Raw genomic sequence first — 18,035 nt, 5'->3', positions numbered from 1 at the left:
ATTCAATATTATTGTTGACCACGACTGACCCCCAATCCTACAGTGGGGCATAAGACTACAACCCAGGATGGGGTTAGTCGTCTCTCAATGGGGTCGTCATGACTGAGCTGATCATCGCAAAAGCCAAGCAAGGGCACTTTACCCCAGTGAAGGCTTCGGCCCGATCCAGCCGCAATCAGCGCGACAGCAGCTCCCACCACGAATTCAACATCCCTGGCGTCGATGAGTTCAGGGTCAGCCTATTCATGCCCTTCGCACGCCAGCGGAATCCGCATGGAGACTGGGCCGCCCGACAAAACATCGACTGGCTCCTGTCCATGGGTATCTTGGAGCCTGGCTCCCCCGAACTGCGCATTGTCGAGCGCGCCGCCTTTCCCGAGCTGGCCGCCCTCGTCCACGATGATGACGAGCCCCACGCCCTGGCACTCGTCGCCAATTTCATCAGCTTCCTGTTCTTCTTCGACGACATGGTCGACTCGGCCGAGTCGGACGTCGGCACGGACAGCTCCCTGACTCGGCTGATCGCCGATCGCATGATGGCCGGCGTTCGCGGGCGATCGGTGACCGTGGGCGCGCCGGCGCTGCCGCTGACTCGGGAAGACCGCGCGCGCATCGACGCGCTGCAGCGCATGCTCGCGGACATCTCCCACCGGCTGCGCGCCTACACCCCCCGGATCGAGCCCTTCATCGAGACCGTCGGCGAATACCTCGACGGTGTCGTCGACGAAGCGCACCTGCGCGGCCTGGGGATCGGCTTTTCGACGGTCGAGTTCTACTCGGACCTGCGCGTGCTCGTCAGCGGCGTGCGCCCTTGCCTGGATCTCGGCGCGATCGTCCGCGGCATCGAAGTCCCGCCCGCTCTTCGCGAGACCGAGGCTTTTGCGAGGGCGCGGCGGGCCTGCAACCTCAATTGCTCCTACGTCAACGACCTGTTCTCGTACAAGAAAGAGGCCCTCATGGGTGAGGCCTCCAATGTCGTGATGGTCCTCGAGCAAGCCGGGGTGGCCCACAACATGCGAGACACCCTCAACGACGCCTGCGGGCTGACCTCGCGCACAGTCCTCGACTACCTCGCAGCCTCGCGCGAGCTCGACGACTCGGACGCCGGGACTCGCGGCTACCTGCGCCTGATGCAGAACTGGATGCGCGGAAACCTCGATTGGTGCCTCGAGGCGAATCACCGCTACGTCGAGGCCTCCTCGACGAGCCTGGCAGACATGCAGGTCAACTCTCTCAGCCTTTGAGCCACGCACCAGCACTCCAGCTAGGAGTGCGGTCTAGCAACCGTCGTTGTGGGTGAGCACCCGCAGCGCGGTACGGTTTTACAAGTAAATCACTCTGCATGAAGGCAAGAGTACCATGTACGACACAAGCTCAGTCCTCGAAGTACTCGACCAGCTCCCTTTGGCGTTCCTCGTTTCGGGAGCGGCCGTGTTCATTGGCTTCTACGCCTACTACATCGAGAGTATACGACTCGCCAAGAAGCAAAAGAGCTTCACGACTCCAGTGCTTGGCAACATGGTCAATTTTGCCCACGACATCGTGTTTATCTCGATGTTCAGCCACTGGTTCTACGAGATTGACCACATCATCTTCAAGCTCTTCTGGGTAGGGCTCGTCATTTATACGGGCATGGAGATCATCGTTCACATTCAAACGATCAAGTACGGAAGGCAAGAGCTCGCCCCCTCGCTCACACAGACACAGTTCATCGTCGGCTACATCGCAGCCCAGGTTGGGGTCACCCTCATCTTCATCTTCATGATGTCGCTGATCCCCGCAGATGACCTCTTCCTGATCAAGTTCAGCCTCGCAGTCATCTGTATCGTCGTCTCGGGCTTCTTGTTCAATCACCGACGGCAAGGGCGAGGGAGCTCGCTCGTCCAGGCCGCATCACTGTTGGCCGGTGGAACCGTCATGTTCTTTGGGTTCCTACCCGCGCTATCCCCCTATTTTGAGAACGACTACTATCGAGCGGCCGGAGCCGTCGTGGTCCTCTCGGCCCTACTCAATGTCATCATTGTTTGGAACAATGGCCCCAACTCTCGCCGTCGTGAGCGGGTCCTGCCCCTCTAACTCTTGAAGAAGACCTGAGCGATCCGCTTGATCTGGTCACGCTCCGCGGCCGAGGCGGTCTTCAGGGCATCGATCGCGCCGTCCAGTTCATCCCAGCTGAAGGCCGAAACCTTTAGGCCCAGCCAGCTCACGGCGGTCACCAAGCCCCGCACGAGGCGCTCATCCGTCACAACGACTCCGGCGAGTCCCCCTTTGTTCATGGCATCGGCAACAGCCTTGCGCTGAAGCGCGCTGATGTCGAGCGCCCCCTTGGTCAAGGCTAGACCGTACTCGAGATCATTGTCTTCGATGTCCTTCACGTAGGCCATCCAGACCGCATCATCGATCGGGCCCGGCGAGGTCCGCGCGACGACAACCTTGCCGATGATGTCCCACTGGTGGTTTGACCCGCTCATCGTGCGAAGACCCAGGACTCGCTGGCCATGCATGCTCGGGAGAGCGTGGTCATGAAATGCTGGTTGTGTGTCATCCGGGCTCGTGCCCCACTCTTCTAGCAGCTTTTCAAACAACCTCGAAGCGTCCTGGAGGCGGTCGTACAGCCTGCAGCCCGAGCGACTAGCTCCACCATCCACCCACACGATGCTCGAACTCGCTCCGCGTACATCACGCTACGCTTTCTACATCCCGCGCAGCGCGCTACTCACGCCGAACGATGGCCACGACAGATGCGCAGCTAGAAGTGCAGTCCGTCTGCGTCGACGCGCACGCGCACGATCTGTCCTCGGCTCTCGGCTCGCGCACGCTTTCGCTGGGCGTCCACGCCCAGGAACACGGCAGACAACACGATGAGCCCCGTGCCCACGGAGGCCAGGGTTCCCACCGTCGCGCTGCCTACGGCGTCGCAACCACCGCGGCAGAGCATGTAGCCCGCGACCCCGGCCCCGCCAACGAACGCGAGCCCGCTGCCCAGGAAGATGGTGCTGCGTAGGCCAAGGATGGGCGCAGGGAGTTCGAGGGGGCTGGGCGGGAGTTCGGGGGTGAGGGAAGCAGCCGCGAGCTCCCCACGAAGATGGGGAGCCGGAGGAGGCATCCACGATCCTTGGACGGAGCTGTCCCCCTTCACGCGGGGACGCTGCGGTGTGCCTTCTGGGCGCTGGACGGTGGGGGAGCTCGCGGGCGCCGGTGTGGCCTTCGGAGCGGCCTTGGGCTCCGACACGCTCGGCACACTCGACGGCCTGGATGCGGGGGCTGTCGACGCCCGCCCGCTCGGTCGCTGAATCGGAGGCCCGAGCGCAGCGAGCTGGCCACACAGTGACGCAGTGACGAGCGCACCCCCGAGCATGCTCGGAGCCTAGCAAGAGATCATCTCGCGACCGCTCGCCTCGGGAGGGCTCGCGCGCCGGTGACCTGGGCTACCATGGCGCGATGCCGTTCCTGCGACCTGGAGTGGGGCGAGGGGCTGTGTTGATCGCGGCGGGCATCTGCCTGGCACCGGCTCGGGCGAGCGGGTCCCCAGGCTCCGATGGAGGCCGCCCGCGGCCCACCTCGAAGGCCGCGCGGGACTGGCAGATCAGCTTGCCCCCCGCGGCCGTGTTGACCTTTGTCGGTGAGCCCGGCTCGGTCCTGCTCGTCGCCACCGGCCCGTCCACGCCGAGCCGCGACGCCGCCGTGGCCACCATCCGCGCGGCCCTCGAGGGTGCGGGGCCCGTGTCCGAGCTGCTCGGCCCCGAGCTGCTCGGGGACACGACCCAGCTCGGACACGACGAGATTCTCGAGCGCGCCGGGGTCATCCAGAGAGACCACGGCGGCAGGATCGCGCGCATCTTGATCATCCAGGTCGAGGCCCACGGCGGACCCGCCAGGGATGAAGTGCTCTACGTCGACAGCTACTTCCCCGACGGTCGCCGCTACGCCGGCTTCGCCCTCACCCGCGGGACCGCGCTCAGCCCCCACTGGGATCCCCGGCCCTCGCCGCGCGCCCGCGAGCAGATCTTCGAGCCCGCCTGGGAGGCGACGACGGCCGCAACGCTGGGCGCCCACGACGTCCTCGACCGAGAGCGCCGCTACCTCGACGCGCGCCTCGACGCCAGCCTCGGTGACGCGGGGGTCCGCCGCGGCCTGGCGCAGACGCCCCTCGAGGGCGAGGCCCTCCTCGAGGCCCTGGCGCTCGAGGGCCTCGACGCCCAAGTCGAGCGTCGCCGCCGCGCCCAGCCCGTGCTCATCGGGGTCGGCTTTGGCCTCGGCGTGCCCCTGCTCGTCGCGGCCACCCTGGGCGTGGTCACCGATGGTGGCCAGACGCCTCGCTACGCCGTGCTGTCCGCCTTTGGCTTCGGCCTCGGCCTCGGCTTTCAGGCCATGGCGATCGTCGGCATCGGCATGCGCCTTCCCTACGAAGAGGCCGACCTCGAGGCCGAGGTCGAGCGCCACAACCGACGCCTGCGCGCCGACCTGGGCCTGGCCGAGACCATCGAGGCCGACCTGCGCGAGCGCAGCCTCTCGCGCCTGCGGCCGAGCTGGTCCGTGGGCCTCGCCCCGCTGCCAGCCCCGGGCGACGACGGCCGCGTGCTCGCGGGCGTCGGGGTCCACGTCGGGGGGCGCTTTTGAGGGCCGGGTGGACGCGCCGCGCCTGGCTCGGGAGCCTCGGCGTCGGTCTCGGCCTCGGCTGCGCCTCCAGCACCGATTTTCTCGCCCGGTCTCGGGGCCAGCGGGCCGCCCTGGTCAGCTGCACGGCCCGCTTCGTCGACCAGATCCAGGTGGACGACGACAACACCATCACCGTCTCCATCGTGCCCCCGCAGGTCCCCGCGGAGGTCTCGCCCGCCTACCTGACCCGCCTGCGCGTCCACGTCGAGCACCGCATGGGCCAGCACTGGCGCGTGCTACCCAGCGCGCGCTTCGTGACCCGCAGCGCCTACCAGGAGCTCCAGAGCACGGCCCCTCCGCACCTCGCCCCGGTCATCGAGGGCTACCCCTTTCGCTGCTTCGGCCGCAGCCGCGGCGCCCTGGCTCGGCTGCGGGGGCTCGAGACCGCCTACACGGGGCGCCTCGACCTCGAGCGCGGGCAGGCCCTCGCCGCGCTCCTCGGCGCCGACTACATCGCGTCGGTCGAGTACTTCTCCGTCGGCTGGTGCTACCTGGGCGTCTACGACCGCGACGGCGCCCTGGTCCTCGGCAACGCCAGCCCGGCCATGCCCATGCCCTCGACCGAGGACCGCCCCCCGGTCGAGGGCCTGGAGCGGACGGCGACGCCCGAGGCCCTCGCCATGGCCCACGAGTGGTGGGCCGACCGCTGCGCATCCTTCGAGTCCAAGGTCGACGACGTGCTCGGGTGAGGGGGTGACCCGCTCAAAAGCGGACGGACCAGGACACCACGCCGCCGGCCGCCCGCCCCTCGGCGTCCAGCAGCGGCGCGAGGCTCGAGCTCCAGCCCGGGCGCCGCGCGAGGGGACCCCCCTCCTCGCTGGCGAGCTGCGCGTCGATGTTCGCCGGCAGGTCCAGCTCGCTGCGCAGGTTGTGGTTGTGGCGCTCGACCTCCGCGCGCAGCTCCGGCTCGCCGAGCACGGGCTGCATCCCCCAGCCGATCGCCCCGCCCACGCACACCAGGGTGCCGACGCTCAAGGTCCCCAGGTTCGCGTACAAAAAGCCCTTCCCGAACTCGCCCGTCATCGACAGGCCGATCATCACGGCGCTGATCACCACGGTCGGGTAGCCCAGGAACAGGCCCGTCAGCGTCAACCCCCGGCGGGTCTTCTCGCGCCGCTTCGAGGCTTCGACGAGCGCGGGGTTGTCGAACAGCGCGACGGTCTCCTCGTTGGCCAGGGGGTCGCGGTAGATCCCGCGCAGGACCAGGTCCCGGGGCATGTACAGCGCCTGCTCGAGGTAGCTGCGCTCGGCGTCGCTGAGATCGTTGGCCCCGGCGACCACGTCGTTGGCCGCGGCCTGGCGCGTCGCCGGCTCGAACACCTCGCGGCGGGCCTCGAGCGAGGCCGCCGGATCGACGTGGGGCGCGAGGGTCTCGCCCGCGTGGAGCACGAAGCCCGCGTAGCGCTCGCCCCCGCGGGTGTAGCTGTCGGCGTAGACGACCTGGTCCGCGCCATAGCCCGCGACCCGGACGATGAGCACGCGGTCGATGGTCATCGCGCCCCCGCGGCGATCGACCCGCGCGAGGATCTCGGCGTCGCTGGCCTCGCTCAGGTCACCCAGGCGCTGGCCGTCGAGGACCGCCCGCAGCCGCCCGCCCGCCCGCAGCCGCGCGATGATCGAGTCGCCGGTCTCGAGCAGGGCCGGCGTCGGCGGGCCCGCGGGCACCACCACGACGTGCGCGTCCGCCTGGCCGATGAAGGTCAGCAGGGCCTCGCCGGACATCTTCGGCGCCGGCCTCGAGCTCCGCGGGCCCGTGTCCTCGACCGCGTCCTCACCCGCCGCGCGGGCGCGCTGCGGCGCGCCCAAGCCCAAGACCAGGCTCAGGCTCAGGCTCAGGCCAATCGAGGACAGCGCTGCGCGGGCTCGGGCCACCGCCGCCCATCATAAGCGCTTGGCGACGCGGATCAGCCCCGTGGTCATGAAGTGGTAGCCCGTGGGCAAGGTGCGCTGCATCCAGTCGATGACCCGCGCGTCCGGGCCCACGAGCACGCGCCTTTGGTTGCGACGGACCCCGCGCAAGATGGTCTGGGCGGCAGACCGGGCCTCGGTGATGAACAATTTTTCGAAGCTCGCCTTGCCCTTGCCCTCGCCGCCCGCGAGCGCGTCCATGCTCGCGTCGAAGCGCGCGTCTCGGGCGATGTTGGTCTTGATCCCGCCGGGGTGGACACAGGTCGCGCTCACGCCCCCGCCGCCCATGTCCAGCTCCTGGCGCAGGGCCTCGGTGAACCCGCGCACGGCGAACTTGGTCGCGTTGTAGGTCCCCTGCCCCGGCACCGAGATCAACCCGAACACGCTGGAGGTGTTGACGATGTGGCCCTCGCCCGCCGCGCGCAGGTGCGGGAGGAAGGCCTTGGTCCCGTGGACCACCCCCCAAAAGTTGATGTTCATGATCCACTCGAAGTCCTCGTAGGAGACGGCCTCGAGGGTGCTGGCCAGGGCGACGCCCGCGTTGTTGAAGATCAGGTTCGCGCGGCCGTGCTCGGCGACCACCGCGTCGGCCCAGGCTTCGACCGCGGCCCGATCGGCGACGTCGACCCGGGCCTCGCTGACCCGCGGAGCACCGGCCTCGCGGCAGCCAGCGACGGTCTCGGCCAGGCCGGCCTCGTTGACGTCGGACAGGGCCAGCTCGGCCCCGCGCTCGGCGAGCTCGAGGGCGAGCTGCCGGCCGATGCCCGAGCCTGCGCCGGTGATGGCCGCGACCTTGTTGGAGAAGTTCTTCATGCTGGTTCTCTCTCGAACGCCGCGGGCTTCAAGCCACCGCGGGCGTGGGCGCATCATCCCCCGCCGACGCGGTCGCGGCCAGCTCGGCCAGCTCGGCCAGGGTCTGGACCGCGTAGGCCTGCTCGTCGAAGCTGGCCGTGGTCTGGCGGAAGCGGAAGGTGAAGTCGGGCCACAGGGCCGTGTTGTTGCCGGACCGGTCGAGGTACCAGCTGCGGCACCCGCTGCTCCACACCGCCCGCGCCGCCTTGTCATCGAGGCCCGCCACGAAGGCGCGCAGCCGATCGCTGCGGACCTCCACGGACGCCCACTTGCGATCGCGCATCTTGACCAGAGCGTCGACCACGTAGCGGACCTGGGACTCGAGCATGAACACCATGGAGCTGTGGCCCAGGCCGGTGTTGGGACCGGCGAGCACGAACAGGTTGGGGAAGCCCGGCACCGTCGTGCCCTTGTAGGCGGTCATGCGCTCGCTCCACGCGTGGGCCAGGTCCACGCCGCCGCGGCCGAAGATCATCCCCTCGGGGACCATGCTCTGGACCCGAAAGCCGGTGCCGAAGATGATGGTGTCGACCTCGCGCTCGACCCCGCGGGCGTCGACGATGCCCGTGGCCGTGACCGCCTCGACCCCCGCGTCGACGACCTCGACGTTGGCGCGATCGAGGGCCGGGTAATAGTCGTTACTCAGCAGCACGCGCTTGCAGCCGAGGGTGAAATTGGGGGTCACCTTGGCGCGCAGCTGCGGATCGCGGATGCCCCGACGGATGTGCCGGAGGCCCTGGTTTTGGGTCGCCTTCATCAGGGCCTGGGAGTAGGCGAAGCCGAGCACCCGCGACTCGAGTCCCCAGTAGATCCGCGCGCGCCGGGCCGCCTGCAGCCCGGGCACGTGGGCATAGGCCGCGCGCTCGATCCGGCCAAAGGGGCGGTCGGCCTTGGGCAGCACCCACGGCGCGGTGCGCTGGAACAGGTGCAGCCGCGCGACCTTGGGGGCGATCTGCGGCACGAACTGGATGGCGCTCGCGCCCGTGCCGACGACGGCGACCCGGCGCCCCTCGAGGGCGTAGTCGTGGTCCCAGGTCGCCGAGTGAAACTGCTTGCCCGCGAAGTCTTCGAGGCCCGGGAGCTTGGGGATGGCCGGGTTGCTCAGGGCCCCGATCGCCGAGACCAGGGCCCGCCCGCGCCACCGCCGACCGTCGCGGGCCGTGACCGTCCACACCGCCTCGCCCGCGTCCCACTGCGCGCGCACGATGTCCGCGTCGAGTCGCACCTTCGGGCGCAGGCCGTAGCGCGCGTAGCAGTCGAGGATGTAGGCCTGGATCTCCGCGTGGCCTGCGAAGGTCCGGGTCCAGTCGCGCTTTTGGGCGAAGGACAGGGAGTAGAGGTGGGACTGCACGTCGCAGGCGCAGCCCGGGTAGTCGTTGTCGCGCCAGGTCCCGCCGACCTCGCCCGCGCGCTCGAGCATGACCAGGTCGTCGACGCCCGCCTCCCGAGCCTGGATGGCCATCGCCAGGCCCGCGAAGCCCGTGCCGATGATCAGCAGCTCGCGCACCGGCGGATCGTCTTCGGCCCTGTCGAGGCTCTCTCTGACAACCATCGTTGTCAACTTTAGGCGGCGCCCCTGCGTGTGTCAACATCGGCCCGTGGCCGCCCCCAATCGCCGCTTTCGAGGCAAGAGCGCCGAGGAACGCATCCGAGCTCGGCGCGAGCGGCTGATCGAGGCCGGCCTCGCCACCTTTGGCACCCGGGGCTTCCACGGCGTGCGCGTCCGAGACATCTGCGCCGAGGCCCAGCTGACCGAGCGCTACTTCTACGAGTCCTTCGCCAACCTCGAGGAGCTCTTCCTCGCGGTCTACGACGCGAGCGTCGACCGGGTGCGGGTCGCGACGGAGGGCGCCCTCGAGACCCTGAGCGCCAAGGCCGACGCCGAGGTCTCCCTACCCGAGCTGATCCGCGCGGGCCTGCGCGCCTTCTTCCAGACCTTGCTCGACGAGCCCGGCATCGCCCGAGTCATCCTCGTCGACGTCCTGACCATCAACTCGGACATCGCCCAGCAGTCGCAGGTCGCCGTGGGGCGGTTCACCGATCTGGTCCTCGACGTCGCGGGCGAGCGCTTGCCCGGAGCCGTCGAGCTCGGGTCGGGGCCCTTCGAGCTGCGGCTGATCAGCACCGGGGTCATCGGCGCGACGGTCTACCTGGCGATGCGCTGGGTCAACGAGGGCTGCGAAGAGCCCGTGGAGCTCATGGTCGAGCACGCGGCGCTGTTTTACGAGAGCCTCGGCGCGAGCTTGGTCGCCAACGGCTGAACCTCACTCGGGGACGGCGATGGGGTCGAGGACTTCGAGCTCCGCCGCGCCCCCGGAGGCGTCGCGCAGCTCGCTGACCAGCCCGTCGACGCGCCCGGCCTCGAGGTGCAGGGTCAGGCACACCCGCGCGGCGTAGTCGGCGTGCGCGGGCTCGAGGCCGTGGCGATGCAGCACCCGCTGGACCGCGCTGGCGATGGCGTAGTCGAAGCGCAGCTTCACCGGCGTGCGCGCGAGCACCCGAGCTCGCGGCGCGTCGTCGAGCACGGCCGCCGCCGCCGCTCCGTAGGCGCGCACGAGTCCGCCGGTGCCCAGCTTGACCCCGCCGAAGTAACGCACCACGACGACCACGGCGTGGTTCAGCCCGCGGCCTTCGAGCTCCCGGAGGATCGGCGCGCCCGCGCTGTGGTGCGGCTCGCCGTCGTCGGAGGCCCGCGCGCTCTCCCCGATGCGCCAGGCGAAGGCGTGGTGGCGAGCGTCGTGAAAGCGCGAGCGCGCGGCCTCGATGAAGGCCTTGGCCTCGTCCGGGCTGGCGCAGGGGCTGGCCAGACCGATGAAGCGCGAGCGCTTGACCTTGTCGATCTCGAGCTCGTGGGGCTCGGTGAGGGTGGTGTAGCTCTCGGCCATGGTCGACGCTCGGCTCGTGTGTACCGCGGCTGCTAGAGTCTGCCCATGCCGGCCCTGGCCATGCTCGTCGCGCTGAGTGTCGCGGGGCCCCCGGTCCAGCAGCCCGTCCAGCGGCCCACGCAGCGGCCCACGCAACAACCCACCCAGCGACCGCGGGTCAAAGCGAGGCCCGCCGCGCCTGCGGCCCCTGCCCGTCCACGAACGGCGACGCCCCGCCCGCGCACCCGAGCGCCCTCGGTCCAGCGCCCCGGCGCCCCCGCGCCCGCCGGAAACCCCGACTACGCCGCCGCCCGCAGCCAGCTCGAGAGCGCCAGCTTGGCCGCGAGCAAGGCCGCCGAGCCGCTGACCGCCAAGGCCCTCGCCCTGGCCATCGCCAGCGTCGAGGGCTACGTCGCCGAGCTCAGCGAGGACGCGGCCGGGCGCGAAGCCCTGGCCATCGCGCGCTTCAACCTGGCCCGGACCTACCTCCGCCTCGGCCTGGACCTGCGCGCCGAGGCGGTCCTCGACGAGACCGTGCGCCGCAGCCCCTCTCCGCGCCAGACCCAGGCCCTGCTCGGGCTGGCGCGCGCCGAGTTTGGGCCGGACCTCGCCGAGACCCTCGACGCCCGCGTGGCCGCCCTCGACGCCGAGCCCCGCGCCGCGCTGCGCATCGAGTGCGGCGCCCCGTGTTCGGCCTCCGTCGACGGCTTCCCCGTGCCCACCGGGACCTCGTGGGTCTACCCCGGCAGCCACGTCGTGCACGTCGTCGGCAAGGACGAGCGCACGCCGAGCGTGACCCAGGTCGTCGAGGCCCAGCCCGGAGCAGCCACGAGCGCGGCGGAGGTCCGCTTCGCCGTCGCTCCGCCGCCCCTCGTTGCGACCGAGCGCGCCGGACCCCCCGCGGGCCCGCCCATTCCGCCCACCCTCACCCGCGGACCCATGGTCCGCCGCAAGGTCGAGATCGGCGGCGTGGTCGTGGCGAGCCTGACCGCCGTGGCCGGCGTGGTCATCGTGGCGAGCACGAGCTGCGACCGCTATCCCACGGGCTGCGCCACCGGCCAGCCCATCGGCGGATCGCTGATCGCCGCTGGCCTGGGCTCGCTGGCGATCTGGATCCCGGTCTTCGCCGTCGACGAGGGCCGGCGCCGGCGGGGCCGCGAGGCCTCTCCGCGCGCGCAGCTCGAGCTCGGGCGGCTGCGTTTTTGAGCCTCCCTGGCGCGCCGCGATGCGCTCACGCATAGTCTCCGCCGTGGCTTCGCTCGTCGCACGCGCCGGGCCCGTGGTGGCTCTGTCGACCCTGCTCGCCCTCGCCATGGGCCTGAGCCTGGGCCTGGGCGCGTGCCAGCCCGACGAGCCCACGCGCTACCTCGAGCGCCGCGTCGGCGGGCCCACGCCGGGCGTGCCCGCCAAGGGCGAGAGCTCCCAGAAGCTGTGCCAGCTCACCCTCGAGGGCACGGCCTTGCTGCGCGCGCTGATCTGGCCCGAGGGCGGCGAGCCCATCGACGCCACGATCCGCGCCGAGGGCACCTTGCTCGAGTACCTGTGCCCCGCAGACACCAAGGCGGACACCGAGGCCCTCGGGCGCCTCATCGGTCTGCGCGAGACGGGTGCGGGCGGCACCGAGCTCGTCCAGGCCCGGGTCCGCATGGCCCCGCCGGTCGAGGACGTCCGCGTGCGCGCCGAGGACTTCGAGCTCGGCACGCCGGGGTTGACCTCGGCCGAGCGCATCGTGTTGCGCGAGCGCTGGGCCGACATCGACCTGAGCCCCTACGACCAGGCCTCGGCCCCCGATCCCGAGCGCCCTTCCAAGCCGGGCAAGCCCAAGGCGCCCCCGGGCTTGCCCGCCAAGGTGCCCGTGCACTTCAAAGCCGCCGCCCTCAACTATGCGCGCCTTCGAGTCACCGGCCCCGGCGGCCAGCCCACGCTGCAGATGACCCTCGACCCCAACGCCCTGCGCGAGCTCACCCCGGGCCGCTACGCCCTCGCGGTGATGCGCGGCAACGACGAGCAGTGGCGGCCGGCCGGGAGCCTCGAGGTCGTCGCCGGCAAGCAGGAGTACGTCGTCCAGTTCCAGCGCACCGAGCCGATCACGGCCGAGGTCCGCTCCCAATAGTCAGCGCGCCTCGAGGCGCGCGCAAGGTTGGCGCAGGCTCGCCCCGCCTGCTCCCGTGGCCGAGCCGAGGACCTCGCACACCGCGGCCAGGCGAGCGGGCGCCCGGGCGAGGCTGCGGCGCAGCTCCCCGTCGGCGCTGACGCTGAACAGCCAGTCGGCCCACGCCCCTTCGCCCCAGCGCAGATCCAAGATCGCGTCGGCGTGGCCGCCGAGGTCGGCGACGCGCTCGGCCCCGTCCGCCTCCAGGGTCCACAGGCGCAGGTGCAGGTCGCCGCCGGTGACCAGGCGCTCGCCAAAGATGTCGAAGCGCAGGGCGGTGATCGAGGCGTCGCCGCTGTCGATGCGCGCGCGCTCGCTCAACCGGTCGCCGTCGACGGCCCAGACCCGCGCGTGCCCGCCCACGCCCCCGGCCGCGAGTCGCTCGCCACCGGGGGCGCTCGCCAGGGCGAGGGGCACGAAGTCCAGGACCTCCGCGGACGCGCGCTCGAAGGGCTCGAGGCTCCAACCTTCGAGGCGCCGCGCCAGGCCGGCGACCCACAGCCGCTGGCCATCGCTGGCGAAGCGCAGGGCCGTCGCGCCCCCCTCCACCAACGCGCTCGCCCGCGCTTCGAGGCGGACCCGGCCGGCCGCGTCGACGCGGACGGACCACAGCTGCAGCCGGCCATCGGCGTCGACGCTCGCCAGGGAGTGGCCTCCCTCGACGAGCGCCACGGCGCGGATCGCCGACGGCGAGGCGGGAGCCTCGAGCGCGCCGAGGACCTCCCCCGAGCCCGGAGACCACGCCCGAATCCCCCCAGCCGCGTCGCCGGCGTAGACGACCGCGGTCTTCTCTCGGGTCGGCAGCGTCCCCGAGACCAGGGCGGTGACCGGCGCCCGACCGCGCCCCAGGCTCGAGCCAGGCTCGGCCCGGTCAGCGCCCAGGGCCCAAGCGCGGACCTCCTCCCGGCTCGCCAACGCAGCCCTGGGACCCTCGAGCAAGGCCGCGCTGGCCAGGCGCGGACCCTCGGGCGCGCGCAGGCGCGTCCGCGTCCGCTCCTCGAGGTCCCACACCCGCACGCCGCCCTCGGCGGTGGCCACGGCGAGGCGCGGGGAGCCCTCGTGCTCGCCTGAAAAGGCCACGCGCACGGGCAGGCCGTCGAGCTCCTCGAGCACGGTCGTCGCCTGCCCCTCGCCCAGGGACCAGACCCGCACCAGGCCGTCGGTGCCCACCGTCGCCAGCCGCTCGCCGGGGCCGTGGGCGGCGTCGAGGACCGCGAGGCCGTGACCTTCGAGCTCGCGCAAGCGCCGGCCGTCGCCCGCCGACCACAGCTGCGGCGGGCCCCGACGGCCCACCCCGACCAGCACGGCGCCGTCCCGGGAGAAGGCCAGCACCGAGGGCTGAGAGGCGGCCGCGCCCTCGAGCTCGGCGATGGCCCGACCTTCGCCGTCGCGCAAGATCGACGCGCCGCTGCGCGCCACGCTGACCACCCGCGCGCCGTCGGGGGACAGCGCGAGGGGCAGCTCGACCTCGTCCACGATCGCGCCGTCGACCCAGGTCCCCGACCACGCCCGCGCCCCGGCTTCGAAGCGCGCGACGACCCGGCCCGAGCCATCCCCGAGCTCGACGATCCACGCCTGCCCGCGACCATCGGCGATCAGCGCCCGCGCGCCCCCGGGAAAGGGCACGAGGCGCGCGACGCCCCCGACCTCCGGCAGCTCGACGCGCAGCTCCGGCTCGGCGGCGATGCCCGCCCCCACGGCGCTCGCAAAGCGGGCCACCGTGACGCCGCCTCCCGGGGCGAGCTCGGCGATCAGCAAGCTCCTGCCCTCGCCGTCGAAGCTCGCCGCCTGGACCTCCCCGCGGTCGAAGCTGCGGTAGTGGGCGCCCGAGTCCGTCAGCCACAGCGAGGCCGTCCCGTCGGCGCTCCAGGTCAGCAGCCGGCTCCCCTCCGGCGAGAAGCTCAGGCCGCGCACGGGGCCGACGTGGCGATCGAGGACCGCCAGCCGCTCCCCGCTGCGCGCCTCCCAGATCACCGCGCGGTGGTCAGCGCCCGCCGTGACCAGGCGCGCGCCCCCGGGCTCGAAGGCCAGCGCCGTGATCAGACCCGAGTGGGCGTCGCGCTCCCAGCTCGCGTGCAGCGAGCGCGACGCAGCGAACAGCGCGGCCTCGATGGGCCAGGGCACCGGCTCGGTCCACGCCGGCGCCCCCGCGCGCTGACGTGCAGCCGCGCACTCCCCCGCGTGGAGGCCGTAGCAGGCGTAGAGCGCAGCCGCGCCGACCAGGGCCTCGCGCCGCCGGCCCGGGGTCGCGGCGAGGGCCGAGAGCGCCCGGGCCTGCTCGAGATCAAAGCGGGCCTCGAGCTCGGCAGAGCGGGCCTCGAGCTCCGCGTTGTTGTCGGCGAGGGCCGCGTTGCTGTCCTCGAGCGCACGCTCGCGCTCGTGCAGCTGCCCCCACAGCCCGCGGATGATCCACCCGGCGATCAACACCGCCGCGAGGGCCACGCCCAGCCCCCCGAGGCCGACCAGGGCCCAGCTGCGTCGACGGTCCCGGGTCAGGCTGTGGCTCAGCTCGAGCAAGAGCGCGTCCATGCTCGGCCAGCGCGCCTCGGGCTCGGCGGCCATGCCCCGGCGCAGCGCCGCGAGGACCCGCCGCGGGATCCCGCGGCCGGGCGTCCCCGGGCCCCGGGGAGGATCCGCCACGGCGCCGCCGCGCATGTCCACGGCCCGCGCGCTCAGGGTCGCCCCAGGAAAGGCCTGGACCCCAAACAAGACCTCGAAGGCGACCATGCAAAAGGTGAATTGATCGGTCAGGCCGTCGACCGCCCCGCCCTCGATCTGCTCGAGGGCCATGTAGCGCTTGGTCCCCAACACCGTGTGCTCGGCCGTGAGCTCCTCGGCCGCGACCCCCCTGTCCCCCGCGGTCGAGCGCGCCAGGCCAAAGTCGAGCACCCGGACCCGCCGCTGGCCCGCCGGCGCCTCGCCGATCATCACGTTGCTCGGCTTGAAGTCGCGGTGGACCAGGTCCCGGGTGTGCGCCGCCGCCAGGGCCTGGCCGGCCTCCACGAGGACCGAGAGCCGCGCCTGCCAGTCGGGCTCGGCGCGCTCGAGCCAGGCGTCGAGGGTCTCGCCCTCGACGTACTCCATGGCGATGTAGAGCCCCGCGGCGCACGGTCCGAAGCCGTAGATGTCGACGACGTTGGGGTGCTCGACGCGGGCCAGGGCCTTGGCCTCCCGGGCGAAGCGCTCGAGGGCCACCTCGCAGGTCCGTCGAGACTGGCGCAGCAGCTTGAGCGCGACCTTGCGATCGAGGTCGGGGTCGTAGGCCGCGTAGACCACCCCCATCCCGCCCTCGCCCAGGCGTCGAGACAGCACGTAGCCGCCGATGGTCTCGCCGGCGCCGGCCTCGAAGGGCGCCGACGCCTGCAGCTGCTCGAGGGCCTCGACGAGGGCGCTCATGCTCGGGTGGCGCCGGGCCGGGTCCAGGCGCAGGCCGGAGAGCGCGAGGGCCTCGAGCTCCCCGGCGAGCACCGCGTTGGCTCCTGCTCCTGGCGACGGCGCGCGAGCCTCGAGCTCGAGCTCGACATGGCGCGGCAGGCCGGTCTGTGGGTCGAGGGCGAAGGGCCGCCGCCCCGTCACCGCCTCCCACAGCGCAGCGCAGAAGCTGAACTGATCGCTGCGCGCGTCCACGGCCTCGCCGCGCAGCTGCTCTGGCGGCATGTAGGCCGGCGTCCCGAGCAGGGCGCCCGTCGCCGTGAGCGAGGACTGGCCCCAGTCGACGCCCTCGATGGCCGCGACCCGGACCAGGCCAAAGTCCATGAGCCGCGCCCGGCCCTCGCCGTCGATCATGATGTTGCTCGGCTTGACGTCGCGGTGCACCAGGCCGCGCCCGTGGGCCTCGGCCAGCCCCCGGCCCGCGCCGACGAAGACCTCGACGATCGCCGACAGCGCCGGCTTCGAGGCCTCGAGCCACGCGCTCAAGGTCGCCCCCTCGACGAACTCCATGGCGATGTAGGCCTGCTCTTCGAGCTCGCCGACGTCGTAGATCTGGACCACGTTGGGGTGGTTGAGCTGGGCCAGGGCCTTGGCCTCCCGCACGAAGCGGCGGCGCAGCTCGGGGTGCTCGCAGGCCAGTAGCTTGACGGCCACGCGGCGATCGAGCTTGGGATCCCGGGCGGCGTAGACCACCCCCATGCCGCCCTCGCCCAGGCGCTCGCCGATCTCGAAGCGCGGGCCCGCCGGCGAGGCTTCCGGCTCGCCCTCGGCCGCGTCCGGCGGTCCAAACATCTGCCCGAGCACGCGCCGGGCTTGCTGGGCGTAGAAGAGCTTCTCGGCAGGGGTCGCCCGGGGTAGTCCGCCCAGCGCCTCGTCGTCGCCTGCGTCCGAGGCACCCGGCGACCCGGCAAGTTCGCCGCTCTCGCCCCCCATCCTCGCCAGGCTACCACCCACGCCCGCGCTGCTACACTCCCCGACCGTGACCGCGCAGCTCGACATCTTTGGCGGCGAGGTCCACCCCGACCGCCAGCTCGAGCTCGCCGCCCAGGACGAAGCGACCACCGAGGCCGGCGCGCGCCTGCGCGAGCTGGCCCCGCAGCTGCGCATGGGCACCTCGTCGTGGACCTTCCCGGGCTGGGAGGGGCTCGTCTGGGACCGCAAGGCCAGCAACCGCGCGCTCGTCCGCGACGGCCTGGCGACCTACGCCCGCCACCCCCTGCTGCGCACCGTCGGCCTCGACCGCACCTACTACGGGACCATGAGCGCCGCCCAGCTCGGGGCCCTGCGCCGCGACCTGCCCGAGGACTTCCAGCTCCTGGTCAAGGCCCACGCCGAGTGCACCACCGTCCAGTTCTCGTCCCGCTCGTGGAACCGCGCCCGCGCCGGTCAGCGCAACGAGCTCTTCCTCGAGCCCGAGTACGCGACCCGAGCCGTGGTCGAGCCCTTCATGCAGGGCCTCGGCCCCGCTGGCGGCGTGCTCTTGTTTCAGTTCCCGCCCCAGTACGTGACCGGCGGCGCGCGCAGCTTCGCCTCGCGCCTGCGCGCCTTCCTGGAAGCCCTGCCCGCGGGTCCGCAGTACGCCGTCGAGCTCCGCAACCCGGACCTGTTCACGCCCCGCTACATCAAGGCCCTCGAGGCCGTGGGCGCGACCCACTGCGTCGCCGAGCTGCCTGGCATGCCCGAGATCCACAAGCAGTGGCAGGCCAGCGGCGGCGCCGATCGCCCCGCCCTGGTCATGCGCTGGATGCTCGCGCGCCACCACGACTACGAGTCCGGCAAGAAGGCCTACGCCCCCTTCGACCGCCTCGTCGATCCCAACGTCGAGGTCCGCCGCGCCTACGCCGACATGATCGCCGCCCAGCTGCGCGGGCCCGGACAGGCGAGCAAGGCCAAGGTCACCTTCATCGCCAACAACAAGGCCGAGGGCAGCTCGCCGCTGACGGTCCGCTCCCTCGCCGACGCCCTGCTCGAGCGGCTCTGACCCTAGTACCGCGTGTCCGAAGTCCGTGCCGGGTTTGGGGTGGAGCTGGGACCCGAGGGCAAGGAGCCGCGACGACGCTGTGGTGGACCCCACTACCGAGAAAGGCAGCCGCCCACGGGTTCAGCGCCAGCTGAGTCCGTGGACGATGCTTTCGTGGATCATGGGTCCCGGCGCGGCCGGGGTGGGC

General features: G+C 71.8%; 15 protein-coding genes. 8 read left to right on the top strand and 7 right to left on the bottom strand.

Annotated elements, in window-relative coordinates; translation table 11 throughout:
• Positions 1-317: 317 nt before the first annotated feature.
• Positions 318-1,244, top strand: coding sequence for a terpene synthase family protein (locus PPSIR1_RS00075; RefSeq protein WP_157595044.1), 927 nt, complete (start codon positions 318-320; stop codon positions 1,242-1,244).
• A 115-nt stretch (positions 1,245-1,359) separates the two neighbouring features.
• Positions 1,360-2,076: a hypothetical protein gene (locus PPSIR1_RS00070; RefSeq protein ID WP_006968905.1), complete on the top strand. Its 717-nt coding sequence runs from the start codon at positions 1,360-1,362 to the stop codon at positions 2,074-2,076.
• Here the strand turns inward: PPSIR1_RS00070 and PPSIR1_RS00065 are convergent.
• On the bottom strand, positions 2,073-2,585 hold the full coding sequence (locus PPSIR1_RS00065) for a CBS domain-containing protein (RefSeq protein WP_157595043.1): 513 nt from the start codon (positions 2,583-2,585) through the stop codon (positions 2,073-2,075). The two genes, PPSIR1_RS00070 and PPSIR1_RS00065, sit on opposite strands and share 4 nt — an antisense overlap.
• A gap of 164 nt (positions 2,586-2,749) precedes the next feature.
• Positions 2,750-3,106, bottom strand: a complete 357-nt coding sequence (locus tag PPSIR1_RS00060) for a hypothetical protein (protein WP_006968903.1) — start codon at positions 3,104-3,106, stop codon at positions 2,750-2,752.
• Between the two features lie 500 nt (positions 3,107-3,606).
• Between PPSIR1_RS00060 and PPSIR1_RS00055 the strand changes: the two genes are divergently transcribed.
• Both PPSIR1_RS00055 and PPSIR1_RS00050 read left to right on the top strand, forming a co-directional pair.
• Positions 3,607-4,620 (top strand): hypothetical protein, encoded by a 1,014-nt coding sequence (locus tag PPSIR1_RS00055; RefSeq protein WP_157595042.1) that lies wholly within the window; start codon positions 3,607-3,609, stop codon positions 4,618-4,620.
• Entirely contained in the window at positions 4,617-5,348 is a 732-nt protein-coding gene (locus PPSIR1_RS00050) for a hypothetical protein (RefSeq protein WP_006968900.1), read from the top strand. The genes PPSIR1_RS00055 and PPSIR1_RS00050 overlap by 4 nt, the downstream gene beginning before the upstream one ends.
• A gap of 13 nt (positions 5,349-5,361) precedes the next feature.
• Here the strand turns inward: PPSIR1_RS00050 and PPSIR1_RS00045 are convergent, their stop codons facing one another.
• Genes PPSIR1_RS00045 through PPSIR1_RS00035 form a run of 3 tightly spaced genes read right to left on the bottom strand, consistent with a single transcriptional unit; the run spans position 5,362 to position 8,971 of the window.
• On the bottom strand, positions 5,362-6,531 hold the full coding sequence (locus PPSIR1_RS00045) for a hypothetical protein (protein WP_006968899.1): 1,170 nt from the start codon (positions 6,529-6,531) through the stop codon (positions 5,362-5,364).
• A gap of 9 nt (positions 6,532-6,540) precedes the next feature.
• A complete protein-coding gene (locus tag PPSIR1_RS00040) occupies positions 6,541-7,380 on the bottom strand; it encodes an SDR family NAD(P)-dependent oxidoreductase (RefSeq protein WP_006968898.1) in 840 nt (279 codons plus the stop codon).
• 28 nt (positions 7,381-7,408) lie between these two features.
• On the bottom strand, positions 7,409-8,971 hold the full coding sequence (locus PPSIR1_RS00035; RefSeq protein WP_045115112.1) for a flavin-containing monooxygenase: 1,563 nt from the start codon (positions 8,969-8,971) through the stop codon (positions 7,409-7,411).
• 46 nt (positions 8,972-9,017) lie between these two features.
• Between PPSIR1_RS00035 and PPSIR1_RS00030 the strand changes: the two genes are divergently transcribed.
• Positions 9,018-9,680, top strand: coding sequence for a TetR/AcrR family transcriptional regulator (locus tag PPSIR1_RS00030; RefSeq protein ID WP_006968896.1), 663 nt, complete (start codon positions 9,018-9,020; stop codon positions 9,678-9,680).
• 3 nt (positions 9,681-9,683) lie between these two features.
• Here the strand turns inward: PPSIR1_RS00030 and PPSIR1_RS47210 are convergent, their stop codons facing one another.
• Positions 9,684-10,304 (bottom strand): IMPACT family protein, encoded by a 621-nt coding sequence (locus PPSIR1_RS47210; RefSeq protein ID WP_006968895.1) that lies wholly within the window; start codon positions 10,302-10,304, stop codon positions 9,684-9,686.
• A 45-nt stretch (positions 10,305-10,349) separates the two neighbouring features.
• Between PPSIR1_RS47210 and PPSIR1_RS00020 the strand changes: the two genes are divergently transcribed.
• Positions 10,350-11,489 carry a hypothetical protein gene (locus PPSIR1_RS00020; protein WP_157595041.1) on the top strand — a complete coding sequence of 380 codons (1,140 nt, stop codon included), beginning with the start codon at positions 10,350-10,352 and terminating at the stop codon, positions 11,487-11,489.
• A 43-nt stretch (positions 11,490-11,532) separates the two neighbouring features.
• Positions 11,533-12,396 carry a hypothetical protein gene (locus PPSIR1_RS00015; RefSeq protein ID WP_157595040.1) on the top strand — a complete coding sequence of 288 codons (864 nt, stop codon included), beginning with the start codon at positions 11,533-11,535 and terminating at the stop codon, positions 12,394-12,396.
• Here the strand turns inward: PPSIR1_RS00015 and PPSIR1_RS00010 are convergent, their stop codons facing one another.
• Positions 12,397-16,800 carry a WD40 repeat domain-containing serine/threonine protein kinase gene (locus PPSIR1_RS00010; RefSeq protein ID WP_198154421.1) on the bottom strand — a complete coding sequence of 1,468 codons (4,404 nt, stop codon included), beginning with the start codon at positions 16,798-16,800 and terminating at the stop codon, positions 12,397-12,399. It abuts the gene before it with no gap.
• Between the two features lie 46 nt (positions 16,801-16,846).
• Between PPSIR1_RS00010 and PPSIR1_RS00005 the strand changes: the two genes are divergently transcribed.
• The gene (locus PPSIR1_RS00005) at positions 16,847-17,848 is read left to right on the top strand and encodes a DUF72 domain-containing protein (protein WP_006968891.1); all 1,002 of its coding nucleotides are present in this window, start codon (positions 16,847-16,849) and stop codon (positions 17,846-17,848) included.
• The last annotated feature ends 187 nt before the right edge of the window (positions 17,849-18,035 follow it).

This window comes from Plesiocystis pacifica SIR-1, from assembly GCF_000170895.1.
GTDB lineage: Bacteria > Myxococcota_A > Polyangia > Nannocystales > Nannocystaceae > Plesiocystis > Plesiocystis pacifica.
Note: the sequence above shows the minus strand (reverse complement) of the source record. Positions and strands in the feature narration are given on the sequence as shown.

What these genes read in the sequence shown, in the direction of transcription:
- PPSIR1_RS00075 (WP_157595044.1), top strand. Translation starts at nt 318, where the DNA reads ATGGGTATCTTGGAGCCTGGCTCCCCCGAACTGCGCATTGTCGAGCGC.
- PPSIR1_RS00070 (WP_006968905.1), top strand. Translation starts at nt 1,360, where the DNA reads ATGTACGACACAAGCTCAGTCCTCGAAGTACTCGACCAGCTCCCTTTG.
- PPSIR1_RS00060 (WP_006968903.1), bottom strand. Translation starts at nt 3,106, where the DNA reads ATGCCTCCTCCGGCTCCCCATCTTCGTGGGGAGCTCGCGGCTGCTTCC.
- PPSIR1_RS00040 (WP_006968898.1), bottom strand. Translation starts at nt 7,380, where the DNA reads ATGAAGAACTTCTCCAACAAGGTCGCGGCCATCACCGGCGCAGGCTCG.
- PPSIR1_RS00035 (WP_045115112.1), bottom strand. Translation starts at nt 8,971, where the DNA reads ATGGTTGTCAGAGAGAGCCTCGACAGGGCCGAAGACGATCCGCCGGTG.
- PPSIR1_RS47210 (WP_006968895.1), bottom strand. Translation starts at nt 10,304, where the DNA reads ATGGCCGAGAGCTACACCACCCTCACCGAGCCCCACGAGCTCGAGATC.
- PPSIR1_RS00020 (WP_157595041.1), top strand. Translation starts at nt 10,350, where the DNA reads ATGCCGGCCCTGGCCATGCTCGTCGCGCTGAGTGTCGCGGGGCCCCCG.
- PPSIR1_RS00010 (WP_198154421.1), bottom strand. Translation starts at nt 16,800, where the DNA reads ATGGGGGGCGAGAGCGGCGAACTTGCCGGGTCGCCGGGTGCCTCGGAC.